Genomic DNA, 23541 nt, shown 5'->3' on the forward strand with positions numbered 1-23541 from the left:
TATAGAAATTATACTATGGTTTGCACCAAGATTCCGACAAAACTTACGCTAATACAATTAATTCAAATGTTAAATAAAGCGACGCAAAACATACCTTTGCGTCGCTTTATTTGAACCATTGATAAAGGATTACTACTTTGATGGGGGATAAGTAAATGTACATAAAAACCAAAAGGTTATTGATTCGTAAATTTGAGTTTAAAGATTGGCAAGGTGTATATGAATATACATCAGATCATAATGTGATGAGATATATACCAGAAGGAGTTTTTACTGAAGAAGATGCAAAAGAGTTTGTAAATAAAAATATGGGTGATACTGCTGAAAAATTTCCTGTCGTATTAATGGATGGAAATATTCTTATCGGGCATATTGTTTTTTACAAATATTTTGGTGAACATACTTATGAGATTGGATGGGTGTTTAATCCCAAATATTATAATAAAGGATATGCTTCTGAAGCAGCAAAAGCTATTTTAGAATTTGGTTTTGAAAAAATAAAATTACATAGGATTATCGCTACATGTCAACCACAAAATATTCCATCATATCGAGTAATGGAGAAGATTGGAATGAGAAGAGAAGGATATTTTAAAAAATGTATTCCGAAGGGTAATGAATGGTGGGATGAGTATTATTACGCTATTTTGGAAGAAGAGTGGAAATGAACCAAAATGACAAGCTTTTTTGAGAAATCATTTGATTAAAAAAGATGGAACTTTCCGTAATTCAGTATTTTATAGCGTTATCGAAAGTGAATGGACATCAATAAAACATAAATTATTAGATATAACTTTACATAGTAGTAAAAAATCAATTACTTAATTATTGACCTAACGTTTGCTTTACTTCAAAAAGAGGTAGAGCATTTTTTTATTTTTTAATGGTTTGGTTTCTCTCGACCCTCATCACGCAACCCTACAGTTACATGTGCTTGACAAGCAACCGTAGGGTTGCTTATACTCAATATATGAATTGGGACAAAGACGCTATATTCAAAGCACTTGGTGACTCGACTCGGAGGCTTATATTAGACGAACTATCCGAACGCAACGAGCTGACGTTGTATGAACTTACGGTACGTCTCATTATGAAGCACGATCTTTCTATTTCGCGACAGGCGATAGCTAAACATCTTTCTGTATTAGAGGATGCAGGACTCGTAATGTCAAAACGAAGGGGAAAATATCGAGTCATTATTTTCAACAACGAACCACTTAAAAATTTGCTGAAAGGATGGATAGAGTAAATTTATAAAAACGGAACAGGACTTCTGACTAATGTGTGGGTTGTTTTGCTTGTAGCCAAATTGTTAGCACAGCACCATGCGTCATAACTATCAAAGGAGGAAAAACAGTATGAAAATCATTGTTACTAGTATATTCGTAGAAGACCAAGATAAGGCACTAGAATTTTATTCAGAAACGCTGGGATTTGTAAAAAAGCATGACGTTCCCACAGGAGAATTTAGGTGGATAACGCTAGTTTCTCCCGAGGAACAAAAAGGTACCGAGCTATTACTTGAACCGAATAACCATCCAGCCGCTAAAGAGTATCAAGAGAAGTTATTTGCTGAAGGCATCCCAGTAACAATGTTTGGGGTTGCAGATATTCACGCAGAGTATAAACGATTAATAGATATAGGCGTGAAGTTTACTATGGAACCGACAAAAATGGGCGATCTCACAATAGCTGTCTTCGACGATACATGCGGCAACCTTATTCAGATCATGCAGGAGTAACATCATGACGAAGTATCCAAGTTCTAACGACTCTAGTGCTATGTAGTAAGTTCGGTGAAGTGTTTTTTATAAAAAGTTAAACCACTTTATGTTAACCCTGTCCTACTTTTAGGACGGGGTTTTGCATTATTAAGGTCTATCCATTATAGATCGAGTCTTTTTGTTTCAATAGTTCTTCATTCTCTTTCACTGAAGAAAGGCTATTCTGCTTTTTTACATAATTATAAAAGAAGTAAATAAAAATGGGTTTGACACAACATCTACTTTGTAATACTATATAGTAGTACTCAGTAATACTAAGTAGAATATTAGGAGGAAATATGAAGGATTTAACTGAAATGCTTAAAGGTGTTCTTGAAGGGGTGGTGCTTCAAAAGATCCGTGCTGGAGAAACCTACGGCTATGAAATAACTAAGTACCTAAACGATTTAGGCTTTGACGATATTGTAGAAGGAACAGTCTATACCATTCTTGTTCGAATTGAAAAAAAAGGGCTGGTCGAGATTGAGAAGAAAAAGTCAGAGCTCGGGCCTGCGAGAAAATTCTATACTTTAAATACAAAAGGCGAACAAGAATTAGAACATTTTTGGAAGAGATGGACATTTTTAGAAAATAAAATGAATGAGATAAAGGAGCAAAGCAATGATTAAAAAGATGATTCAAGAAAAACGGGAATATCGTGACTATAAAAAAAGGGTGGATAATTTACCAGAAGAATACAGAAAGGCAATGAAAGCAATTGAAAACTACATGTGGAACTATGCTAAAGGATCAGGAATGCTGGAGCTATTAAAAAGTATTTTAGATATGTTTGAGAATAGTGCAAGTGATGGTCTAAGTGTACGAGATGTAGTCGGGGATGATATTGCCGAATTTGCCGACTCATTACTAGCAGAATTTCCAGAAGAAACATGGATGGATAAAATGAGAAAAAAATTAAGGGATTCTATTGAGTAAAGGGGAGAGAACCATGAATTCAACAGTCCTTAACATCAAAAATGTGAAAAAGAGTTTTAAAGAGAATGAGGTTCTAAAAAATGTAAATATCACTGTGAAAACAGGTTCCATATACGCTTTATTAGGAGCGAATGGAGCGGGGAAAAGTACTTTATTAAGAATTGTAACCGGGTTATTAAATAGTGATGGTGGGAAAGTGACAATCCAAGACATAGATGTTGCTAACAATCCGGTAGTGGCACAAAAGTCATTTAGCTTTAGTTCCCAGAATACTACGGTTGACGGAGTACTCACTGGATACGAAAACCTTCATCTAATTGCTAAATTACGTCATGAACGCTATCCAAGAAAAATAGCTGAAACTCTGTTAGATAAATTTGATCTGACAGAAGCGAAAAATAAAGCTGCCTCCACTTATTCAGGAGGAATGCGTCGCCGTCTTGACTTAGCCATGAGTTTAGTTGGGGATCCAGAAATTATATTTTTGGATGAACCCACTACTGGATTAGACCCGAAAAGCAGGCAGGAGCTTTGGAATACGATTAAAGAAATGAAGTCTCAAGGGAAAACCATCTTTTTAACGACTCAATATCTAGAGGAAGCAGATTATTTAGCTGACCAGATCGGTTTTTTACGTGAAGGTGAAATTGTTGCCAATGGTACTCCAGATGAAATGAAACGTTTGGCAGGAGCAGATAAATTACTTCTAGTATTTAATAATCATCAAGATACTGAAAGGGCTTTAAATCTTTTGGAATCTTATTCCCCAATCAATAGAGCAGATTGTGAGATTTCGATAGATTTAGATGAAGAAATAAAAACGACCTTGGACGTATTGAATGCACTAACAACTAAAAAAATTGAACTCAAGACATTCAAAATGATTACTCCAACCCTAGATGATGTATTCATGACACTTACGAAAGGATGAAAATTATGAACGTTTTACAAAATTTAAGTGACACATTAACGCTTGCAAATCGGATCATTAAACATAACATACGTAGTATCGACACTCTTATTACCGTTGTTGCGATGCCTGTTATGATGTTATTGGGGATGGTTTTTATATTTGGTGGAGCCATCCAAATTCCAGGCGTTACTGAGGAAGAGTATATTAACTATATCCTTCCTGGAATCCTTTTAATGACCATTGCCACTGGCTCTGCGTACACTTCGTTACGAATTAATTTGGATAAAACTTCAGGGATGTTCAATCGGTTTAAGTCAATGCCTATCGCAAAGTCATCCGTATTGGGTGGTCAGGTTGTTGCGTCAGTTATCTTTATGTTAGTTTCAATTCTTGTTGTTTTGATAGTAGGATTTATAGCTGGATTTAGAAGTGATGCAACATTTTTGGAATGGCTACTTGTAGCGTTATTGATACTACTTTTTTCTCTTGCATTAACATGGATTTCAGTTCCTTTTGGTTTAGCTGCAGGAAGTATAGAAGGAGCTAGTTCTTTTTCTTATATCTTATTGATGCTACTGTTTGTCAGTTCAGCTTTTGTTCCTGTCGAAGGAATGCCAAAGGTAGTTCGAATATTTGCGGAAAATCAACCAATGACACCGATTATTCAAACCATTAGAAATCTATTAGACTCTCAGGCTATTGGGAATGATCTTTGGTTGTCAATCGGTTGGATGGTGTTAATAATATTGATTTCATATATTTTTGGATTGAAGGTTTATCGAAGAGTCTAAAGAGTCATTGCTGCTAGAATAGTCGTTACTTTTATTAACGTTGATAAATCAACGATGTGAAAAAAAACAGACAGAGCCAAATCCTTGATACATAAGGATTTGGCTCTTTGGCTTACTTCTGATAGTTGCGATTATGTTAACTGGGTTTGTATGGAGTAATTATTTCTACATCCTCATAAGGTTATAGCATTTTGACCGTTCTTCTCTTTTAGAGATAAGTTGCAGGTATTTTGTAGCTTTTGCACCAAAACAAAACCAGAACGAAAGTATCTGTTAAATATTTCCTTATTTATATATAGTAAAAAGGGAACGTTCAATTCAAAACGGAGAGAAGGAATGAGCATGAAAAAGTTGAAAATGAGTTTCGTGGCATTGGTAACTGCGTTGTTGGTCCCATCTTCTACATTTGCAAACGGATGGGATGGGATTACTTAGGAGAAGAATCACTTTATTCTTATGGTGCTGAAAGTTATGTGTATGAGGCAGTAAGGTAAAGCATCGTTTTATAAGTACTTAGGAGGAATTTTAATGAGAAAACTATTTAATATTGGGATGATTATTACTTTTGTCTTTGGTCTGATATTTGCGGTTTCACCAGCTGAAAAAGCATCTGCCCTATCTTATGATGGTACAAATCCTATTACTACAGGCTGTTCAAGTGATGGCGTCACCAAAGCTTCAAAACATATTATTGACCCCAACGGTTATTATCTTGGAACTGTATACCTAAAATGGAGTTATAAGTGTCAAACATCTTGGGCTTATATGAAGCTAACTAATGCTGCTCCGATAGATGCCTTTGGGAATGCAACGGTGTATAGTTATACTAGTAGCGGTTCTAAAAGAACGTCTTATTCTTGTGCTAGTAGTGGTGGTAACGGAAGGATAAATCGTGGTCAAACCTCTTGTCATACTGCACAAGTGTATAATGGTGTTGGGTATAAGGCTTACGCCATTGGAGCTGCTGGAGGTGGCACAGCAAAAACTACTTGGTATTAATCTACGAAGAAATTTTGCATCCTTCAGGAAAATGAGATTTAGTAATTATAACTCTGATAATCCATATATTTAATCTTGTTGTATAATCAGGCGCTTTTATTTAACAAACAACTAAAAAAATCTTCATTTAGGGGCTATTGACAAATGCCCCTTCAAACCAAAAAGAAGATGAATTTCTACAAAATGTAGTGTTCATCTTCTTTTTCTTCCAATTTCGCTCTTTAATATTCTCCTTTAATTACAAAAAACGAGCCCCGTATTGTTCCAGCTAGTTTAGACTTCTGCCTAGCAAACTTAAACTTTCCTTCTAATTCCTTTGGAACCTCCATAACCTCAGAAAGCTTAAAACCAACGGCACGCTTCTTAGGATCATCAACCGTATACATGACGTTTACACTAAGGCCATCCTCATAAAAGACGTAGGCAAATTTGATATTTCCCACTTGAAAACGCGACGTTTCTAAAGGTTTGGCCGTAAACTCAATATCACGTTCTTCTTTCAAAATTAGGTTCACGTAATCAAGTGTCTCCTTGCTTTCGCTAGCTGGCACAACTGTAAATTCATGCTTGTATTTGTTCATAAAGTAACGGGATTCATTTGCACGTAAACCAGCAAGCGCTTCTACTACAGGGGAAGATTCTAAACCAACCTTAGACACATTTTTAAAATCTATGATATAGGACATTTCCATCCCTCCATAAAATCTTTATTTCCTAACAACAGGAATCCACATTTCACCAAAAATTAACCCATTTCGCTGCCCCATCTCAACCGTTGCATTTGGCCCACCAACATAGGCAAAATTCTTAGCATCTGGCAAGACTTGACCAAAGGCAATGCCAGCAAGTGTAATATTCAATTCATCAGCTGTCTTCGCTTCGCCTTTAACAACTAGGTAATCACCCTTGGGAAATTGGATAACTCTGGCTTCTTCTGGTGCTGGTGCTTCTGTCATAACGCCAGCATAATGCATCATCTTATTATTCACAGCTTCGTTCACAGCAAAAACGTAGTCATTTATAGCTAAGGCTTTTAATGCGTCTAGTCTACCGTCTTGGCTGAAGGCATTCCAAAAATCAGACTTTTCTTTGTTTATGCCAGCAAAGTCTGTGTAATGACTCTTAAGCTCAGTTCCAAAACCCAAAACAGTAAAGCTGTCTTTTTCTTCTAAGATATAATTTGTCATATTCAAAACCTTCCTCTTTTTTAAATTTATCAAATTACTTGTAGACTTCACTTGATAGATATATCATAGTCTTAAATCATGTCAAAAAATGATACTGTTTAGGAGTCCAGATGAAAAAAGTTGAACGGATTAATATCATCATGCGGTATATCAACAACCGTTCCCACTTTACAATTTCTGAAATCATGCAAGAATTTAACATCTCTCGTTCGACAGCTATTAGAGATATCAGAGAAATTGAGTCAATGGGGATGCCACTTGTTGCTGAAGTTGGAAGGGATGGCGGTTATTTTGTCATGCACAATTCTGTCCTGGCCGATGTTCGCTTTACCGATAATGAGGTCAAAGCTCTTTTTATTGCCTTTATGGCCACTAGAAATCAACAACTTCCCTATCTAAAGAGTCGTCAGTCTTTAGCTGAAAAGTTACTAGGCCTCATCTCAGAAAACCAACAAGATGATCTTGTTCTTTTAAATCAAATTTTGCTATTTGAAGGGACCAATCCGAATAATCCTGACCTACTTGATCTGTCGGACCTCCCACATCCCATGTTAGAAAAACTCATCCAAATTCTTCTTTTGGATAGATATTTAATGATTACAATTAAAGAAGAAAATGTAATAAAGTCTTATCCAATTTTTCTATTAAACCTTTATCGTGAAAAAAGCCTGTGGCTGATTGAAGGCTTTGACTTAAAGGAAGAAAAGAAGCAGATTTTTCATGTCGACAATCTCACCAATGTCAAACCCTACCCAACGAAAACAAGATTAAGTAAAAAAAAGATTTTAGAAAAGCTAAGTAAGCAGGAAGAAGTAATCAACCTTGTCCTTGAACTTGGTCCAAAGTCGATTGCTCAGTTCAAAAAATATCACCCTTTAAAAGTTTCAATTTCCTATACGAATCCTTACCAAGCTACAGCCATTCTAAAGACCTTTGTCAATGTTAATAATTCCGAAGAATTGAATGAAATAACAAATTGGCTACTTTTTTTAGGAGGGGATATCAAGGTCAAGGAAATGCCAGAAGAAGTTTTAGAGTGTTTACAAAACAGATTATCCTTATTTTGCCCATAAGCAGTTCCAGTAAACTGAGGTTAGTTGAAGATTATGGTACTATTAATTTACATTAGGTGATGGGAGGAAACAAGGTGTGAGTGATAAAGAGAAAATCTATTATGACCGTGGTACTGAGGAACTAAAATTAAAAAATATTCGTGCACATAAACTCGTTCAAAAATTTAACAATAGTGATATAGAAGATTTTACAAAGAAAGAGGAAATTATCGAGGAGTTATTTGGAAGTGTAGGAGTAAACCCTAGTATTGAACACAATTTCCATTGTGACTTAGGTTACAATATACATGTTGGTGATCACTTTTATGCTGGGTATAATTGTACTATTTTAGATATGGCAGAAGTTAGAGTCGGTCACAACTGTATGATAGGTCCCAATGTGGGAATATATACTGCTGGTCATTCAATCGAACCTAAAGATAGGAATAAGAGTGGCTATGGGATACCAATTAAAATTGGTAACGATGTATGGATCGGTGGAAGTTGTGTAATCTTAGCAGGAGTTACTATTGGCAATAATTCAATCGTTGCTGCTGGCTCTGTTGTTACAAAAGATGTTCCTTCTAATACAATAGTAGCTGGAAACCCAGCTAAAATACTAAAAAGTATATAATTTCCTTCAAAGAAATAGGAGAGTTGAATTTGGAAAATAACGTTTTTGAACAGATGGCAAAAAGATATGATACAGAAGAAAGAATTGAATTAGCTAAAGTTATAGTTAAGGAAGTAAGACCAGAATTGCGAAATAGTAAATCAAAATCATTAATAGACTATGGAAGTGGTACTGGACTAATTAGTTTAGAATTATCAGATTTAGTAGATTCTATTCTGTTAGTAGATTCCTCTAAGCAAATGTTGGATGTTGCGAATGCTAAAATTACTCACAAAGGGATTACCAACTCAAAAGTACTTTATTCAGATTTCACTCAAGAAACTACTGAACTTAAGGCAGACATAGTTTTAATGTCACTTGTACTACTTCATATACCGGATACTAAAGAAATTTTACAAAGTTTGTTTAACATTTTAAATAATGGTGGCAAGCTAATTATTATTGATTTTGACAAAAACGATAAAATAAATCATCCGAAAGTTCATAACGGTTTTTCACATGAAGAACTGAAAAAAAGATTATCTGAAGTTGGATTTAAATCAATTGAAATTAAGACTTTCTATCATGGAAATCGTATTTTTATGAATCAAGATGCCTCAATGTTTATATCCAGTAGTATAAAGTGATTCCTTGTTTTTTTGTTTCTTAGTTCACACAATCTCTAAAAAAGAACCATTCATATCAAGAATTTTGGCTTGTGCGAAAGCTTTACTTCAATAAGGAGTAGAGCTTTTTGTTGTTCCTCTCAAGGGAGTTGAAGAAGGAATTTGCTAATAAGATGTCTAAATATCTAATTAGAATAGGAGGATTTTATTTTTGTTGAATTTAACGAGATTTAATGAAGGAATCTCTAAACCAAAATTGTATAGGAGTGCTATTTTTAATGATTATACCTATCTTTCGAATTTTTGATATTGAAAAAACTCATTCGTTTTACATTAAATACTTAGGCTTTAAGATGGATTGGAAACATCAATATGAAGAAAATATGCCTTTATATTTTCAAGTTTCTTTAAATGATGCTGTGTTACATCTATCCGAACATCATGGTGATTCATCTCCAGGTAGTGCAATTCGAATTAAAATAAATGAGTTGAAAAGTTATCATTCTTTATTATCAGAAAAAGAATATTCGTACGCTAAACCAGGTGTAGAGAAAACACCTTGGGGTACTATAGAATTAACAGTTATTGACCCTTTCTCAAATAAAATTACATTCTATGAAGAAATTGAGTAAAAGAATCATTTCATAGAACGGATTCTAATAAAGAGATTGTTATTGAATTAGTATCAATGAGGTGAAGTAATGGATAAAAGTTGGAAAAGTGCATTAGCTAAAGTGTGTGAAATTTATTTTCAATCGGATACAAAAATTGAATGGATATTAGTCGGTTCAGCAGGATCTGTGCTACAAGGTTGTGAGATGGAACCAAGTGATGTCGATATTTATGTTAAACATAAAGAAGGAGTATCACAATTTGCTGAATTACTTAATGACTTTGCTCTTTCTTCCAAATGTGAAAATCGAAGCAGTAATGATTGGTTATCATCTAAAGAAGAGCCTGTATTTAATCAAACATTCACTTCGGGTTTCACTTGGACTAAAGCTAGATGGGAAATTTGTGGTTTAAATGTAGAAGTTGTTCATATTACTAATCCAGCTGGAATCCCTGACTCTTTGACAGGCGAAGGAATGTGGGAGGGTGGACAATATATTTGGAGCCATTCTAAAAACGTAAGGATCGGTGAATACACAATACCTACTGTTCCATTAGAGATACAATTGGAATCAAATTTAAGACGAAAACGGCAAGAGAGAGTTGAATCAATCTTAACCACATTAAAGAATTATGGATATAATAAAGAATTGATAAATAAGGCTCTTTCTTCACAAAATTTATCTTACTTTTATTCTGAAGTGAGTTTGCCGAGGTGAATTTTAAGCGTTACATATTAAGCAAACTGTTGCTTTACTTTAATAGGAGTAAAGCTTTTTTCTTATTCAAAGGACAGGTTTCCTCAATAAGATTTTTGAGAAATTTATCAAGTTAATTAGGTGGCAAGATGATATGATACAAGGTATATAGAACTTATGAAAGATCAAGTATAAGAATTCCCAACTCCCCACAGAAATCCCCACATTTATGGACAGCTCACCAAAGTACATCAAAAGGTAAAGTTCCAAGGTCTGATTATATAGTGAAAGAAATACCAAGGGTTACTATAAAAATTCCTAATACATTAAAAACCTCAATATAATTATTTTTTTATTGCAAATGCAACAATGTTAGATTAAATTTAATACATACCATTTTTATTGTATTTACAACAAAAACATGTACTAAGGAGTTTATTATGAAGGAAATTCTTCGTGAAATTGGAATGATAGCAAGGGCATTAGATTCTATAAGTAATATCGAATTTAAAGAATATGACCTTACGAAAGGGCAGTATTTGTACCTTGTGCGAATATGTGAAAATCCAGGAATTATTCAAGAAAAGTTAGCAGAGATGATAAAAGTAGATCGAACAACAGCAGCTCGTGCTATAAAAAAACTTGAAATTAATGGCTTTATTGAAAAAAAAGAAGATAAACATAACAAAAAAATTAAAAAACTGTTTCCAACAGAAAAAGGGAAAAATGTTCATCCTTTTATAAAAAGAGAAAATGATTATTCCAATAGCGTTGCATTAGAGGGACTTTCCGAAAAAGAAGAAGAAGCCATTTTCAATCTTCTTCAAAGAGTTAGAAAAAATATAGAAAAAGACTGGGAATTTGTAAAAAAGGGAAACAAGAGAAATTATTAACTATATAAAGGAGCGCTATAATTAAATGACTATAAATATTAAAAAATGTACCCTTGAAGATTCACGGAAACTTCAAGAAATTAGTTATGAAACATTTAATGAGACATTTAAGCATCAGAATTCACCCGAAAGTATGAATGCCTATTTGGAAAAGGCATTTAATTTAAAACAATTAGAAAAGGAATTATCCATTATTTCTTCGCAATTCTTTTTTGTTTATTTAAACAATGAAGTCGCTGGATATTTAAAGATCAATACAAATGAGGCTCAGTCTGAAGAAATGGGTGATGAATCACTTGAAATCGAGAGGATTTATATAAAAAACAAATTTCAAAAACATGGGCTTGGTAAGTATCTGCTAAATAAAGCGATAGAAATTGCGATGAAATGTAATAAAAAGAAAATCTGGCTAGGCGTATGGGAAAATAATAAAAATGCTATTGCTTTTTATAAGAAAATGGGATTTGTACAAACTGGAACCCACTCTTTTTATATGGGTGACGAAGAACAAATAGACTTTATAATGACAAAAACGCTTATATAACTTTTTTAAAAGGTGGATTATTATGTATATACCTAAACAGTTTAAAATTGAGGATGAAGAAGTAATTTATGATTTTATCGAAAAATATGGCTTTGCAACTTTATTTTCTCAGCATAAAGGAGAACCCTATGCAACACATCTTCCACTGATGTTAAATAAATCTGAAAATGCTTTATATGGTCATTTTGCACGTCCGAACGAACAATGGAAGGATGCTGAAAACCAACAAGTACTTGTGATTTTCCAAGGTCCACACTGTTATATATCACCTTCTTGGTACGAAACAACTAAAGCAGTGCCTACTTGGAATTATGTGTCCATCCATTTATATGGGAAGATTGAGATTATCGAAGATGAAAAAGTGATATTCGATTCTTTAAATGACTTAGTAAATAAATATGAAAGTACAGATAGTCCATACAATTTAAATGATGTAGAACCCGATTTTATCAAAGGTATGAGTAAAGGAATTGTAGCGTTCAGAATAAAAATCACAAAAATTGAAGCAAAGGGTAAATTAAGTCAAAATCATCCTGTGGAACGGCAAGAATTAATTATTAAGCATCTAGAAAACACTTCTCAACAAGATAATCTACAAGTAGCATCTCTTATGAAGAAAAATCTAAAAAAATGCAAATAAAAGTCATTCCTTCTTGAATTAACGGATGCTTGATTCTAACTAGTTACCTATTTTTTGGATAAGAGGGGTTTGGTAGATATCAGTCGTCTTTTACCTTATTTCCAAAATTATACTTTAATACATCATTATTCCAATCTTCAAATGAATATTAAAGTAAACTACTACGTAATTTGAAGAAATAGGGAGATTTTCCTTTCTATATAGAGGGAGGTTAGTTAAAGATGCCCCTCTAATCAACTAACTTTGAGGGGCTCTTCATTCTCAGGAGGTTTGCTAGTATCTGAAAAAGACCGTTTCTTCAAGGCTAATAATAAAATCATTCCCATGATGCAAGCTGTACCAACCCATTGGAAAAATCCAAAGGGTTCCTTTAACCAAAATACCGTTGTTAAAACAGCAGCTAGTGGCTCTACGCTACCTAGAAGACTGGATTCTTTTGGTAATAGACTTTGTAAACTTTCTATATAAAACCAAAATGCAATCATTGTACCAAATATGATAACAAAGACTAAGTATGAATAAGCTTCTAGTGTTAAGTTAGTAAACCCCATTTGCCAAGGTGGATGGATAAAACTTAATGCAAAGCCACCGATAACCATCGCCCAGCCAACAATAACAAGGGAATCGTATTGCTTCAGTAAAGGAACTGCATACAATGTATAAAATGCTAAAGCTATTCCAGATAAAACACCCCAAACGATTGCAAGTGTTGGCACAGATAATTGAGAGATAGAGCCGTTTGTTAATAAGAAAAAGGACCCAACCAAAGCCAACGAAACAGTCAATAAATCTCTTCGCGTTAGAACAGTGTGTTTGCGGAAAATTAAGTAAACGATAATCATAATAGGTGCTAAATATTGTAATAGCGTTGCAACAGCAGCATTACCGTGTTGAATGGAAGCCATATATGTATATTGAACCGTGAGCATGCCGAATAACCCGAAGATAATCAATTGGATAGCTATTCTTCTATTTTTCCAAACACCAAGTACTTGAGAACGGTCTTTTCCGAAATATTGAACGGATAAGAGTAAAAAACCAGCTATGAGCAATCGGGTCGTTACAAGCCAATCTATATCAATTTCATACTGTTGAAAAAGCTTTTTTGCAACTGTGCCGCCAATCCCCCAAAATATTGCTCCCGTTATAACGAGAAATAATCCTTTTCTTCTATTCATGATTGGTTCTCCACCTTTAAATATAAAAATAGTGTTATATTATTGTATATGATAAGTGAAGAAGCCTTGAAATAATACCTAAATCGGATGAGAAAATATAAATATATTGTGGTGATAACATGCAAATAAAAGACTTTATGATTGACCAAAGTTTAAAAGAATTAACTGAACATCGTACAGTTGTGTTGCCGATTGCATGTTACGAAACAACGATTAACCAAAATATAAATGGATACATACCACATCACTGGCATGATGAATTCCAATTTGTTTTGATTGTAAAAGGAGAAGCAATTTTTCAAATAAATGAAGAAAAACTTGCGGTTCGAGAAGGTGAGGGTCTATTTATAAACAGTGGCAGCTTGCACATGGCGAAAGATAAAAATGATTCGGGCTGTGTCTATATTTGTTTAAATGTTTCTCCAAGTTTGGTTTTGTCACAAGAACTTTACACAACTTATGTAAATCCCTATATTCAAGCGACTAATTTACCTTACTTATATTTGGATGCAAAGGAGGATTGGGCGAAAAACATTTTAGCTGCTATTGTAAAAATCAATCAGTTGATTCAACACAATCCGCCATACTATGAAATTGACATTACCATACAGCTAACGTTAATTTGGAAAAACTTACTCATAAATGGTTTTGAATTAGAGTACGAACATACGGAATTGTTAAAGAGTCACCGAATGAAGCAAATGCTAAATTGGATACACCTACATTATGCTGAGAAAATCCTTTTAGACGATATTGCACGAGCTGGTCAATTAAGCCGTTCCGAATGCTGTCGATATTTCAAGCGGATGTTAAAGACAACACCTTTAAATTACGTAACCGATTATCGAATTCAAAAAAGCCTAATTTTACTACAACAATCAGAATTCAATGTCACAGATGTTGCCTATCAAGTTGGATTTAATAGCACAAGCTATTTCATTGATAAATTCCGAAACTCGATGAACATGACACCACTAGCATATAAAAAATACAAAAATTACTGTTCGCTTATGAAGTAGTGCACTTCAACTGGTCAATGATCTATTATTAAAAAAACATATTCCGATTATTGGATAATATATTTATGTTCTTCAACTTCAACTAACCGGTAGCTTTACTTCAATAAGGAGTAGAGCTTTTTCTTGTTTCACAAAGGGAATTGAAGAAGGAATTTGCTAATATAATGTCTAAATATCTAATAAGGTTTCCTCTATAAGATATTGTGAAAATATCAAGTTATTTGGTGGCAAGATGATATGATAAGAGGTATATAGAACTTTCATATAGGAGGATCTATGAGTTTACAGAAATGTAAAATGTGTAAAAGTCAATTTAATTGGAGAACTATCTTAATATCTCTTTGTTTAGCTTATAAACCTATTAAATGCAGTAATTGTTCAACGCTTCATGCAATTAATTTTAATTCCAGATTATTAGTAGGGTTGCTACTCCCAGTTCCAATGATAACTTTTGCTTGGGTGATTTCTCCAAAGTTTTCATTATCTACATCAGTAACAGTTTCAGTAATGCTAATTATAGGTACTATTATTACTCTTTTTCTACCTTATTTAGTTACATATAGAAATATAATGAAAAGAACGAAATGATAATTTAGTAGGTAAAGGGGGAAGAATGAGGGAAATTTAAAAATATCACCGAGCTTTTGGTGCATATGATATTTGGAAAAATAGAAAGCTTTATGAGAGTTTATTATCGAATAAGTTTGAGAAGAAATTGATTGTGAAGTATTACACTTAAACATAAGGGTGCTTGAGTTGAATAACAGAGGTTGCTGTGGCAATCCTCTTCTTATTCGACTAACGGGCAATTTAGCGACAGAAATGGAGGGTCTAGCCATGGGCATTAGGAATTATCTGATTGAAGGAGTTTCCGGCACCGGCAAAACTTCGGTCTGCAAAGAATAGCAGCGGCGCGGCTACCATGCCATTAATGGGGACCGTGAATTGGCTTATCAAGGCGATCCGGAAACTGGTACACGGACGGATGGGCTCACGCACGAGCACCACATTTGGGATGTAGATAAAGTAAAATCTTTGGTCGCAAACCAGGATGAGGCGGTAACATTTTTCTGCGGCGGTTCTAGGAACTTTTTGAAATTCATAGATCTATTTGACGGCGTGTTTGTCCTCGAGGTCGACCTTGACACATTGAACCGGCGGCTTGACTAGCGACCGGAAAATGAGTGGGGCGGAAAGAAAACGGAACGGGAACTCATTGCGCGATTGCACCAAACGAAAGAAGACATTCCGAAAAACGGTATTATAATTGACGCCACCACACCCATCAAGCAAGTCGTTGACGAGATCGTCCGTCAAAGCGAAGAAAATAAACGCCAACGACAGTAACTTACGGTCGCTCACGGACAGTCCAATACAACAGTGCACATGGATACGAATAGTCCCAATCAACTGCGCTAAGGGGTGCAAGAGTTAAAGATCCAGCTGCCATTGTCGGCTGGATCTTTGTTCAATTAAAGTGGCAGTCCTTTTAATAAATCGTAAAGATTTTAGTTTAAGTTTAGGAAACTATACCCGTAGGCTGCACCAATAGAAAATACCAAAGTCCAAAACGCGAGGCTAACAGTCATCCATCCAATAACCCGTTCTCTAGAAGCACCAAAAATTAATGCAAAAATAGCTGCAATATCAGTCCCCACAAAAATGGGAGCAATAATAGCTAAACCAGGAATTCCGTATTTTTCCCAAATGGCTCTGGATCTGGTTTCCCTTTTAGTTGGTCCGTTCATCCCTTTTCTCTTTCTTCTTGCAATTCTCCATTTATTAATCTGCTTAAAAAAGATTCCAAGTAGCAGGATTAATAAGAAATTACCTATAAAAGCAGTTATACCAACTGCTGTTGGTGGCAACCCCCATAAGACACCTAAAGGAATAATAAACGATACATCCATCCAGGGAGCTACTCCCAGTAAAAACAATATACTTAACTGCCACATTATATTTGCTTGTTCTGCCCATTCAAACATAAGCCAGCCACCTTAAAATTGTTTTAATTTCCTTATAGAAAACCAATAGACGATATATTGACCTATCCCTAAAACACCCAGCAATAATAGAGGCATAAACTTAATATTCGATAGGGCAAAGCAAAGTCCCACAATCAATGGCAGAGCATATGAGTAATAGATATAAACGCTACGGCAAGCCTTATAGGTAACCCATTGCTGCCCTTCGTCCATTTCCTGAAATTCTGGAGGGATTGCCCCCAGGTATTTAATCTTACTTTCGGGATATTTCTGATTATTTAATTGGATTAAAGAAACCCAGACCAACGTGAAAGCAGTTAAAATTAACAGACAAACTCGTACCATAGATTGATTATTTTCGGTACCAATCATCGATATAAAAAGAAACCCTAAGATCAATAGATACGAGAACATTGGAATAAATGGTGAACGCAATATATTTGGTAGCATTAATATCATCCCTTCCTATTTCAAATAAAAGACTTCTTCAACCTGAACCTCAAATGCATTGGCTATTTTTAAAGCCAATGCAACGGACGGTGCATAATCTCCTTTTTCAATTAAGCCGATGGTTTGTCGTGTTGCCCCTATCTTCTTAGCCAAATCATCCTGTGTCCATCTAAATCGTGCACGTAATTCACGAACTCTATTTTCAATCATTTAATTATCCCTTTCTTAAAATTTAGTTGTTTATAATGTAATGTATTATTGTCAAAATGTAAAGAATAATTTGCATTTGGTAAAGGATAATTGCAATAAATACGGTAATCGTGAGTAGTAGCTAAGGACGGTGCTTGGAATCGTTTTGATTTGTAAAGCGGTGAACCTAAATTGACAGGGGGTGATGTTAAGAGGGATTACGATGGCGATCCCATAGGAACCTGAATTATTTATTTCATTTTAAAATTAGTTAAAAGATAGAGTTCTACAATTTACTTATCGGCTGTTATGGAAACCAGCATCGTTTTTCTTTTTCCGAGATAAAGAATTAAAACTTAGATTGTGAAGAAAGGTACTTAAGCTAACGGGTACAAGAGTTGAAGATGGAGGGTTGCTGCGGCAATCCTTTTACTTATTCGACTAACGAAGCAATAATGTTTAACAAGAAACAACTAAATGAGATAGATAAAATGGTATAATTAGGTAATCGATTTAAGGGAAAGTCTTGTTCAACTAATAGAATTGTGGAACAGAGAAAAATACAAATCATTATTTTGTTGGGGATTTATTATAGGGGGATAGTCCAACGCATACCATGCTTTTCTTTTGCATCTGCAAATACACGCTCAATCGTTTCTTTACGTTTCGCGTAAATTGGCTTTACCTCTTTGTGATGACGAAGATGTTCTGCTTCCTCCACGTACTCTTGCCAAATATGACGTGTCACTACTTTTTGATGATCTTTACTTTCTGTACATTGCGCTAAAAATGGACAAGTAGCGCAAATGTGCTTCGGTGATTTGTACTCACGATATCCTTCTTTATTCGTTGTTGAATATTTTAAGACTTCACCTGCTGGGCAAACCTAACAATCAAAGTGTTCATCATAAACGTATTCATATTTTCGGAAAAATCCTTCCTTTATTCGTGGTCGAGTATATGGTAATGCCGGTGTTATTTCATTTTCAAGTAAGTACTTCGTAATAGCAGTAGTTTTATAAGCTGCATCTGCCGCAAGAACTTTAGGTTTTCCAACTTTATCAATTACCTTATCAACTATAGGTTCTAGGATATAACTGTCATGTGTGTTTCCAGGTGTTACAGTCGCGTCAAGCACAAAGCCGTTACAGTCTGCGGCTGCATGGAAAGAATAGGCGAATTGTTTTGTACGTTCGTCTTTGACGTAGTAACCACACTCTGGATCGGTGGTGCTTTCTTTGATTTCCTTCGATTCTTCCTTCTCAAACTTAACCGGGGGGAACGGTTTTTTCCATGATCTTCACGGTCTTGATTAATTTCTTCTTGAAGGCGTTCTTGATAAGCACGTGTTTCTTTGCGGACTACTTTCTTTTCGAATTTATGTTTATTTGCACTTGCTTTCACATGAGTTGAATCGACAAAAACGTGTTCTGAACTAATCAACTTCTTTTCAGCTGCCGTTTTTAAAATGCGGTAAAAAATCTGTTCAAATAAGTCCGTATCCTTGAAACGACGCTCATAGTTTTTGCCAAACGTCGAGAAGTGAGGTACTTTATCATGGAAGCCGTAGCCTAAAAACCAACGATAGGCCATATTTGTATCGATTTCTTCGATTGTTTTACGCATCGAACGAATACCAAATGTATATTGAATGAAAGTCAGTTTAATCAAAATAACCGGATCATTACTTGGTCGACCTACTTCTGAATACATATCTTTCACCAAGTCATAAATGAAAGAGAAATCAATAGCCGCCTCAATTTTACGGACCAAATGGTTCGCTGGTACAAGTTGATCTAAAGCTATCATTTCTATTTGATCTCGTTGAATGGAATTATGTTTCGAAAGCATGGTCATCACCTCAAGATTTTCTTATTTCTAGTTTAAATCAAAAAAGACTGTAGGCAAACCCAATTTTCATTGAGTTTGTCTACAGTCTGAGGGTCTTAGCTAGTAATTAGCTAAGACCCCTTTTCATTTGACGTATTGTATAGGTTGTTCATTCATACATTTTCCTATTCCAGGGAATATTATTCTTTGACGTAGTAAATTAGGAGGTTGTTTTGTGGAATATGCCGATAAAGAATTAAATCCAATGAATGTGATGAAACCACTAAAATTAAATCCAAAAATATCAGATGAGACCCAACCTTTAACGACTTTTGAAATGGGGAAACTTTGGGCTACCTATATGGGAAACAGTATGTCAATTCAAATCTTAAGTTATTTTCTTCAACATTGTGATGATGAAGATATTAGGTTGCTATTGGAAAATGGTTTAGCCTTATCAAAGGATTTCATAAAGAGGATAGAAGGATTTTTTAAAAAAGAGAATTTCCCTATGCCTATGGGATTTACTAAAGATGATGTAAATCTGGGTGCTCCCCGTTTATACGCAGATGAATTTTACGTTCATTATTTAAAATATGCTGCTAAGGCAGGTATGAGCCTTTACGCAGTAGCAGTTCCATTGGTAATGAGGGAGGATATAAGGGAGTTTTTTATTTATTGTAATCAATGTGCTACCGTCCTTTTAGGGCAAATTAATAATGTTTTAATGGGAAAAAAATTCATTGCAACACCTCCTATCATTCCAATACCAGAAGGAATTGATAAAATTGATAAACAAACTTACTTAAATGGATTTTTTGGAAATGTTCGACCATTACAGGCGTTAGAAATCATTCATCTATATGATAACATTGAGAATAACACAACAAGTAAGGCATTATTATTGGGATTTTGTCAGATAGTTCAAGATGAAAAGATAAAGGTTTTGTTTAAAAGAGGTTTAGATATGACTGATAAAGCTGTAAAGCAGTATAAGGAAAAAATGCACATTGAACACATTCAATCACCATCGTACCTAGACCATTTGGTTACAACATCTACATATCCTCCTTTTTCCGATAAAATAATGCTGTTTCATAAAGTGGACATGTTCGCAATGAAGGTAAGGTCATTCGGAAACTCATTGGCAGTAACTGCAAGAAGAGATATAGATATGTTGTATGTAAGAACTCTTATTAACATAGGCCTATTTGTTGAAGATGGTATGAATATTTTAATTAATAAAGGTTGGTTGGAATCACCTCCAAAAGCGTATGACAGAGTTTAAGTATACAATTGGAACAGCTTGAACAACTTCCAATTGAAAGCTGGTCGAAAAAGAATTTTGAAAAGGAATAGAATAATGTGGTGAACGGTAAAGAAGCGTTGTTATGGAGTATTGCACTCCCAGGATTCGGTCAATTTCTAAATGGTAAACCAATAAAAGGGTTCGTGTTTGTGTTTTTAGAATGTCTAATTAATGTTCAAGGTAATTTCAATAAAGTGATTATATTCAGTTTTCATGGAGAAATTGAAAAAGTGATTTTACATGCCGAGAAATTGATCAAAAGTGATTTTTACCCTTGTTTGTATTTCATGGAGAAATTGAATGCCTGGAAAGATGCAGGAGGAGGAAAAGAAAGGTATTCTTTTCTTCCCTTTGTGTTTGCTGCTTATTTCGTTACAGTTGGTTGTATTTATTCTTCAAACTTTAGGATATTTGGAATATTATTTGGACCTGTTTGGCTTCCGATGCTGTGTGTGATTCCAGGAATGATTGTTGGTTTGTTTTTGAAATTTTTCATAAAAAGTCAGTATGACCAAAGAGTACAAAATTAAACCAAGGAGAGTTGTGAAAGTACACTTTCTTATTGTGCTAACGGGTGCTTTACTTCAATAAGAAGTAGGCTTCTTTTATGTCTAATTTGACACAAATGGCGAAACAGAAAAAGCTAGGAATAGTCCTAGCTTGTAAGAGAGTTTTTTATTCGTTTGTTCGTATCTAATGTAAGCTTTATAAGAATTACACTAAACATACTAGAAAGTAATGCAGCACCAACACCCATCCAAATGATTGTTAGAAGTTTTCCCTTATAATTTGGAAACATATACTTACTCCTTTATTATTGTTAAATTTAGCATTTACTAGGGAGAAAAAAATATACGTTTAATAAACAATTCAAATAAAATGCGAACTAAACCAGTCTTCTTTAACTAACTGGGCATTTTACTTTAAGAAGGAGTACTTTAACCAACCCTAGAATAAATAACAAATTGAATTTTTAATGTAGGCTAACGGGTGCTTGGGAACAAGATGATTGTCACTGCGGCAATCCTTTTCTTATTCGACTAACTTGGCAGTTTAATAGAATAAAAGGTGAAAAGTAAATATAGGTTTATGGTAAAATATACATATTTACGACAATAGAGGAGATACAGAATGAATATTACTATCCTGTTAGTTTCACTAATCATTTTCTTATTAATTTTTAAAGGAGTGAAAAAAGGTACTATAACTTTCACTTTTAAAAAAATCGCTCTTATATTAGTTTTAACTCTAGTATTAATTAATGTAGTAATGTTTTTTATTATGTGAATATTAGACAGATAAGCACATGATTTCATGTGCTTTATTTTTAGGTGGTTCAAATGAAAAGGTGCTTTACTAGTATAAGAATATTATTAGTAGGCGATACCTACACGTGATTTTATATAATCGCTTGCTTTTATCTGTTTAAATGAAAATTCTGCTGTATCCGGTACAGATATTTCAGCTCCACCCTCCGGCAAAAAATTTCGGTCTATTCGATATTTGCCTACCCTTTCTCCATCCGGCAAGTACGTAGGACAGACAATCGTCCATTCGAGGGTTGATTGTTTGAGATTATCGTAAACTTTATGATGTTCTTTCGCTGCACGGGTTGACTTCTGCTTTGATTCACTTGATTGATAACGCAGAGAATTTGGCGTGGTTCTACTTTGCAGAATACCCGCAGTTCCTATAGTTATTATTCGTTTTATACCTTCGTTTTCCATTGCTTTGATAATAAGTGGCATACTTTCTGATAGAGTGGTTGTGCCATCAGTATTTAGTGCACTAATAACTACATCAATCCCATGCATTGCACGTACTATATCATCTTTATTTAAAACATTCCCTTCAATAATGGTTAAATTTTCATTATTTATTTGAATCTTCTCTGGAGTGCGAACTAATACAGTAACATGATGACTTTCATGAAGGGCATAAGTAACTATTTGACTTCCAACTCGTCCAGTTGCACCTAAAATTAAAATATTCATAAGAATGAGACTCCTTTTGCAAATACTAATATTTTACTATAAAAGTTATTTTATTGCCCCACGGGTAGTTACGTTCTACCCTGGCTACCTGATATAATAAAACCAAATAAAAAAAGGTCAACCAGAAATATTTAGCGTTCTGATTAACCTTATAATACGAACGTGGCAGGATAGTTGAATAAAAAAAGCTAATCAGTAAATAATTAGCCTTCTTCCATATATATGATTTAAGTATGTTTTTTTATAAAGTGAAGTAATGTTTGCCCTAAAGCAGTTAATACAACCCCTTTACCGTCACATTTTGGACAAGGCTCATTCTGATTATTGACAATAATATGTTTTTGACCGTTACAATTAGGACAAGAATGTTCTAAATCATCTGTTGAAATAATAACCGACAACTTTTTCACCTTCCAATTTTGAAAATATTTAACTTATGTAGATATAAAAAATTATAACACAAAATCCTTTTAAGAAAGATTTGCTTGTTAAACTATTGGGTGCTTACCTTCAAGAAGATTAAATACCTTTTTAGTGAACTAAAGAATAGTTTAGTGGAACAAGAAATTTGAATTTTTGATGTAATTGGAATTGAGGTATGGGGGGGATTTAATGAAGAAAACAAATTGGCTTATTTATGGAACTATTATAATTTTAATTATTGTAGGTTGGTTTACATATCAAAGAGTTACTGATGATACTTACGAGGGGATGTCTATTATTCCAGAGCAAGAAAAAGATATTCCTTTATTTGAGGGATTAAGACCAACCGAGCACGAATATGTTATGGAAGGAAACCATTGGAATGACATATATAACTATTACTTAATGGAACTTCCAAGGTATGGTTGGGAAGTTGAATATAAGCAAAATTCTTCTGATAAAAATAGTGATGTGAAGGGATTTATGTCTCAGTGGCGGAAAGAGGGCATAGAATGGGAATTATCTATCTATGGAAGTTACTTTAAAATGAATAATCAGACGGAAGTTATTTTTGATAAAACCCCTATTTATAATTCAACAACTTGGATAGACGATGTTCCGAAAAGTATCTGTATTCAACAAAATTCTTCTAACGAAAGTTGTGCTGAAATAAATGACAAAGCTCAAATAGAAGGTATTGTTAGTTTTATAAATGATGCTATAGATTGGGAGGAAGAAGTATTACCTCGTGAAAAAACAAGTGTAATTGACTTTGGTGAAATAGAAATAATGGTTATGTATGAAAGCGACAAAGAAATTTACTTTCAATCAGAAAAAGGTATTAAATTGATGAAACCTGACCCAGATTTCTTTAAACTTACAAACCTTAAATGATAA

Annotated in this window: 30 protein-coding genes and 1 pseudogene; 21 read left to right on the top strand and 10 right to left on the bottom strand. The window is 34.2% G+C overall.

All coding sequences use genetic code 11. The features are described 5' to 3' along the window. The first annotated feature begins 155 nt into the window (after nt 1-155). The 8 genes from WCV66_RS17605 to WCV66_RS17640 all read left to right on the top strand — a co-directional run bounded on the left by WCV66_RS17605 (nt 156) and on the right by WCV66_RS17640 (nt 5402). The gene (locus WCV66_RS17605; protein WP_338786319.1) at nt 156-668 is read left to right on the top strand and encodes a GNAT family protein; all 513 of its coding nucleotides are present in this window, start codon (nt 156-158) and stop codon (nt 666-668) included. 302 nt (nt 669-970) lie between these two features. Next, nucleotides 971-1249 carry a metalloregulator ArsR/SmtB family transcription factor gene (locus tag WCV66_RS17610; protein WP_338786320.1) on the top strand — a complete coding sequence of 93 codons (279 nt, stop codon included), beginning with the start codon at nt 971-973 and terminating at the stop codon, nt 1247-1249. 109 nt (nt 1250-1358) lie between these two features. After that, nucleotides 1359-1742, top strand: coding sequence for a VOC family protein (locus WCV66_RS17615; protein ID WP_338786321.1), 384 nt, complete (start codon nt 1359-1361; stop codon nt 1740-1742). A 320-nt stretch (nt 1743-2062) separates the two neighbouring features. Further along, nucleotides 2063-2392, top strand: coding sequence for a PadR family transcriptional regulator (locus WCV66_RS17620; protein WP_338786322.1), 330 nt, complete (start codon nt 2063-2065; stop codon nt 2390-2392). Further along, entirely contained in the window at nt 2385-2699 is a 315-nt protein-coding gene (locus WCV66_RS17625) for a DUF1048 domain-containing protein (protein ID WP_338786323.1), read from the top strand. Before WCV66_RS17620 ends, WCV66_RS17625 begins: the two co-directional genes overlap by 8 nt. 13 nt (nt 2700-2712) lie before the next feature. Beyond that, nucleotides 2713-3630: an ATP-binding cassette domain-containing protein gene (locus WCV66_RS17630; RefSeq protein WP_338786324.1), complete on the top strand. Its 918-nt coding sequence runs from the start codon at nt 2713-2715 to the stop codon at nt 3628-3630. A 5-nt stretch (nt 3631-3635) separates the two neighbouring features. Continuing rightward, the gene (locus WCV66_RS17635; RefSeq protein WP_185653268.1) at nt 3636-4403 is read left to right on the top strand and encodes an ABC transporter permease; all 768 of its coding nucleotides are present in this window, start codon (nt 3636-3638) and stop codon (nt 4401-4403) included. Between the two features lie 528 nt (nt 4404-4931). Next, nucleotides 4932-5402, top strand: coding sequence for a DUF2690 domain-containing protein (locus WCV66_RS17640; protein WP_185653267.1), 471 nt, complete (start codon nt 4932-4934; stop codon nt 5400-5402). Nucleotides 5403-5623: 221 nt separating this feature from the next. Here the strand turns inward: WCV66_RS17640 and WCV66_RS17645 are convergent, their stop codons facing one another. Both WCV66_RS17645 and WCV66_RS17650 read right to left on the bottom strand, forming a co-directional pair. Continuing rightward, complete coding sequence (locus tag WCV66_RS17645; RefSeq protein ID WP_338786326.1) at nt 5624-6088, bottom strand: phage tail protein; 465 nt, start codon at nt 6086-6088, stop codon at nt 5624-5626. A gap of 21 nt (nt 6089-6109) precedes the next feature. Beyond that, entirely contained in the window at nt 6110-6589 is a 480-nt protein-coding gene (locus WCV66_RS17650; protein ID WP_185653265.1) for a GyrI-like domain-containing protein, read from the bottom strand. Between the two features lie 110 nt (nt 6590-6699). Between WCV66_RS17650 and WCV66_RS17655 the strand changes: the two genes are divergently transcribed. The 8 genes from WCV66_RS17655 to WCV66_RS17690 all read left to right on the top strand — a co-directional run bounded on the left by WCV66_RS17655 (nt 6700) and on the right by WCV66_RS17690 (nt 12267). After that, nucleotides 6700-7662: a helix-turn-helix transcriptional regulator gene (locus WCV66_RS17655; RefSeq protein ID WP_338786327.1), complete on the top strand. Its 963-nt coding sequence runs from the start codon at nt 6700-6702 to the stop codon at nt 7660-7662. 76 nt (nt 7663-7738) lie between these two features. Further along, nucleotides 7739-8275: a sugar O-acetyltransferase gene (locus tag WCV66_RS17660; protein WP_338786328.1), complete on the top strand. Its 537-nt coding sequence runs from the start codon at nt 7739-7741 to the stop codon at nt 8273-8275. 29 nt (nt 8276-8304) lie between these two features. Further along, nucleotides 8305-8901 carry a class I SAM-dependent DNA methyltransferase gene (locus WCV66_RS17665; RefSeq protein WP_338786329.1) on the top strand — a complete coding sequence of 199 codons (597 nt, stop codon included), beginning with the start codon at nt 8305-8307 and terminating at the stop codon, nt 8899-8901. Nucleotides 8902-9158: 257 nt separating this feature from the next. Next, nucleotides 9159-9512: a glyoxalase superfamily protein gene (locus tag WCV66_RS17670; protein WP_413789592.1), complete on the top strand. Its 354-nt coding sequence runs from the start codon at nt 9159-9161 to the stop codon at nt 9510-9512. A 69-nt stretch (nt 9513-9581) separates the two neighbouring features. Beyond that, on the top strand, nt 9582-10211 hold the full coding sequence (locus WCV66_RS17675; protein WP_338786332.1) for a hypothetical protein: 630 nt from the start codon (nt 9582-9584) through the stop codon (nt 10209-10211). Nucleotides 10212-10630: 419 nt separating this feature from the next. Continuing rightward, on the top strand, nt 10631-11083 hold the full coding sequence (locus WCV66_RS17680) for a MarR family winged helix-turn-helix transcriptional regulator (RefSeq protein WP_066333955.1): 453 nt from the start codon (nt 10631-10633) through the stop codon (nt 11081-11083). A 25-nt stretch (nt 11084-11108) separates the two neighbouring features. Continuing rightward, a complete protein-coding gene (locus WCV66_RS17685) occupies nt 11109-11627 on the top strand; it encodes a GNAT family N-acetyltransferase (RefSeq protein WP_338786333.1) in 519 nt (172 codons plus the stop codon). A gap of 22 nt (nt 11628-11649) precedes the next feature. Further along, a complete protein-coding gene (locus WCV66_RS17690; protein ID WP_338786334.1) occupies nt 11650-12267 on the top strand; it encodes an FMN-binding negative transcriptional regulator in 618 nt (205 codons plus the stop codon). A 233-nt stretch (nt 12268-12500) separates the two neighbouring features. Here the strand turns inward: WCV66_RS17690 and WCV66_RS17695 are convergent, their stop codons facing one another. Next, nucleotides 12501-13445 (bottom strand): DMT family transporter, encoded by a 945-nt coding sequence (locus WCV66_RS17695; protein WP_338786335.1) that lies wholly within the window; start codon nt 13443-13445, stop codon nt 12501-12503. A gap of 119 nt (nt 13446-13564) precedes the next feature. On the opposite strand from WCV66_RS17695, the gene WCV66_RS17700 reads away from it, so the two are divergent. Further along, complete coding sequence (locus WCV66_RS17700) at nt 13565-14464, top strand: AraC family transcriptional regulator (protein WP_338786336.1); 900 nt, start codon at nt 13565-13567, stop codon at nt 14462-14464. 297 nt (nt 14465-14761) lie between these two features. Further along, nucleotides 14762-15052 (top strand): TIGR04104 family putative zinc finger protein, encoded by a 291-nt coding sequence (locus WCV66_RS26875; RefSeq protein ID WP_413789678.1) that lies wholly within the window; start codon nt 14762-14764, stop codon nt 15050-15052. Nucleotides 15053-15972: 920 nt separating this feature from the next. On the opposite strand, the gene WCV66_RS17705 is transcribed toward WCV66_RS26875, so the two are convergent. The 4 genes and pseudogenes from WCV66_RS17705 to WCV66_RS17720 form a co-directional block, all read right to left on the bottom strand. Next, nucleotides 15973-16449: a small multi-drug export protein gene (locus tag WCV66_RS17705; protein ID WP_338786337.1), complete on the bottom strand. Its 477-nt coding sequence runs from the start codon at nt 16447-16449 to the stop codon at nt 15973-15975. A gap of 12 nt (nt 16450-16461) precedes the next feature. Continuing rightward, a complete protein-coding gene (locus WCV66_RS17710; protein WP_338786338.1) occupies nt 16462-16899 on the bottom strand; it encodes a hypothetical protein in 438 nt (145 codons plus the stop codon). A 15-nt stretch (nt 16900-16914) separates the two neighbouring features. Further along, nucleotides 16915-17109: a helix-turn-helix transcriptional regulator gene (locus WCV66_RS17715; protein ID WP_338786339.1), complete on the bottom strand. Its 195-nt coding sequence runs from the start codon at nt 17107-17109 to the stop codon at nt 16915-16917. A 580-nt stretch (nt 17110-17689) separates the two neighbouring features. Continuing rightward, nucleotides 17690-18939: pseudogene (locus tag WCV66_RS17720) on the bottom strand (IS1182 family transposase); the annotation flags it as partial. Nucleotides 18940-19183: 244 nt separating this feature from the next. Here WCV66_RS17720 and WCV66_RS17725 point away from each other — a divergent pair. Together WCV66_RS17725 and WCV66_RS17730 are read left to right on the top strand one after the other, a co-directional pair. Further along, the gene (locus WCV66_RS17725; RefSeq protein ID WP_185654104.1) at nt 19184-20206 is read left to right on the top strand and encodes a DUF3231 family protein; all 1023 of its coding nucleotides are present in this window, start codon (nt 19184-19186) and stop codon (nt 20204-20206) included. 80 nt (nt 20207-20286) lie between these two features. Next, nucleotides 20287-20757 carry a hypothetical protein gene (locus WCV66_RS17730; protein WP_338789480.1) on the top strand — a complete coding sequence of 157 codons (471 nt, stop codon included), beginning with the start codon at nt 20287-20289 and terminating at the stop codon, nt 20755-20757. Nucleotides 20758-20882: 125 nt separating this feature from the next. Here WCV66_RS17730 and WCV66_RS17735 read toward each other — a convergent pair whose 3' ends face one another. The 3 genes from WCV66_RS17735 to WCV66_RS17745 form a co-directional block, all read right to left on the bottom strand. Continuing rightward, a complete protein-coding gene (locus WCV66_RS17735) occupies nt 20883-21026 on the bottom strand; it encodes a hypothetical protein (RefSeq protein ID WP_338786340.1) in 144 nt (47 codons plus the stop codon). Between the two features lie 574 nt (nt 21027-21600). Further along, nucleotides 21601-22221 (bottom strand): SDR family oxidoreductase, encoded by a 621-nt coding sequence (locus WCV66_RS17740; RefSeq protein ID WP_338786341.1) that lies wholly within the window; start codon nt 22219-22221, stop codon nt 21601-21603. Between the two features lie 227 nt (nt 22222-22448). Continuing rightward, nucleotides 22449-22622 (bottom strand): tryptophan RNA-binding attenuation protein, encoded by a 174-nt coding sequence (locus WCV66_RS17745; RefSeq protein ID WP_338786342.1) that lies wholly within the window; start codon nt 22620-22622, stop codon nt 22449-22451. A 211-nt stretch (nt 22623-22833) separates the two neighbouring features. On the opposite strand from WCV66_RS17745, the gene WCV66_RS17750 reads away from it, so the two are divergent. After that, the gene (locus WCV66_RS17750; protein ID WP_338786343.1) at nt 22834-23538 is read left to right on the top strand and encodes a hypothetical protein; all 705 of its coding nucleotides are present in this window, start codon (nt 22834-22836) and stop codon (nt 23536-23538) included. Nucleotides 23539-23541: the final 3 nt, after the last annotated feature.

It is taken from the genome of Metabacillus rhizosphaerae (assembly GCF_037201795.1).
GTDB lineage: Bacteria > Bacillota > Bacilli > Bacillales > Bacillaceae > Metabacillus > Metabacillus rhizosphaerae.

Coding starts and splice junctions, on each gene's coding strand:
- WCV66_RS17605 (WP_338786319.1), top strand. CDS start 156: ATGTACATAAAAACCAAAAGGTTATTGATTCGTAAATTTGAGTTTAAA.
- WCV66_RS17610 (WP_338786320.1), top strand. CDS start 971: ATGAATTGGGACAAAGACGCTATATTCAAAGCACTTGGTGACTCGACT.
- WCV66_RS17615 (WP_338786321.1), top strand. CDS start 1,359: ATGAAAATCATTGTTACTAGTATATTCGTAGAAGACCAAGATAAGGCA.
- WCV66_RS17620 (WP_338786322.1), top strand. CDS start 2,063: ATGAAGGATTTAACTGAAATGCTTAAAGGTGTTCTTGAAGGGGTGGTG.
- WCV66_RS17625 (WP_338786323.1), top strand. CDS start 2,385: ATGATTAAAAAGATGATTCAAGAAAAACGGGAATATCGTGACTATAAA.
- WCV66_RS17630 (WP_338786324.1), top strand. CDS start 2,713: ATGAATTCAACAGTCCTTAACATCAAAAATGTGAAAAAGAGTTTTAAA.
- WCV66_RS17635 (WP_185653268.1), top strand. CDS start 3,636: ATGAACGTTTTACAAAATTTAAGTGACACATTAACGCTTGCAAATCGG.
- WCV66_RS17640 (WP_185653267.1), top strand. CDS start 4,932: ATGAGAAAACTATTTAATATTGGGATGATTATTACTTTTGTCTTTGGT.
- WCV66_RS17645 (WP_338786326.1), bottom strand. CDS start 6,088: ATGTCCTATATCATAGATTTTAAAAATGTGTCTAAGGTTGGTTTAGAA.
- WCV66_RS17650 (WP_185653265.1), bottom strand. CDS start 6,589: ATGACAAATTATATCTTAGAAGAAAAAGACAGCTTTACTGTTTTGGGT.
- WCV66_RS17655 (WP_338786327.1), top strand. CDS start 6,700: ATGAAAAAAGTTGAACGGATTAATATCATCATGCGGTATATCAACAAC.
- WCV66_RS17670 (WP_413789592.1), top strand. CDS start 9,159: ATGATTATACCTATCTTTCGAATTTTTGATATTGAAAAAACTCATTCG.
- WCV66_RS17675 (WP_338786332.1), top strand. CDS start 9,582: ATGGATAAAAGTTGGAAAAGTGCATTAGCTAAAGTGTGTGAAATTTAT.
- WCV66_RS17680 (WP_066333955.1), top strand. CDS start 10,631: ATGAAGGAAATTCTTCGTGAAATTGGAATGATAGCAAGGGCATTAGAT.
- WCV66_RS17685 (WP_338786333.1), top strand. CDS start 11,109: ATGACTATAAATATTAAAAAATGTACCCTTGAAGATTCACGGAAACTT.
- WCV66_RS17690 (WP_338786334.1), top strand. CDS start 11,650: ATGTATATACCTAAACAGTTTAAAATTGAGGATGAAGAAGTAATTTAT.
- WCV66_RS17695 (WP_338786335.1), bottom strand. CDS start 13,445: ATGAATAGAAGAAAAGGATTATTTCTCGTTATAACGGGAGCAATATTT.
- WCV66_RS17700 (WP_338786336.1), top strand. CDS start 13,565: ATGCAAATAAAAGACTTTATGATTGACCAAAGTTTAAAAGAATTAACT.
- WCV66_RS26875 (WP_413789678.1), top strand. CDS start 14,762: ATGTGTAAAAGTCAATTTAATTGGAGAACTATCTTAATATCTCTTTGT.
- WCV66_RS17705 (WP_338786337.1), bottom strand. CDS start 16,449: ATGTTTGAATGGGCAGAACAAGCAAATATAATGTGGCAGTTAAGTATA.
- WCV66_RS17710 (WP_338786338.1), bottom strand. CDS start 16,899: ATGCTACCAAATATATTGCGTTCACCATTTATTCCAATGTTCTCGTAT.
- WCV66_RS17715 (WP_338786339.1), bottom strand. CDS start 17,109: ATGATTGAAAATAGAGTTCGTGAATTACGTGCACGATTTAGATGGACA.
- WCV66_RS17725 (WP_185654104.1), top strand. CDS start 19,184: ATGAATGTGATGAAACCACTAAAATTAAATCCAAAAATATCAGATGAG.
- WCV66_RS17735 (WP_338786340.1), bottom strand. CDS start 21,026: ATGTTTCCAAATTATAAGGGAAAACTTCTAACAATCATTTGGATGGGT.
- WCV66_RS17740 (WP_338786341.1), bottom strand. CDS start 22,221: ATGAATATTTTAATTTTAGGTGCAACTGGACGAGTTGGAAGTCAAATA.
- WCV66_RS17750 (WP_338786343.1), top strand. CDS start 22,834: ATGAAGAAAACAAATTGGCTTATTTATGGAACTATTATAATTTTAATT.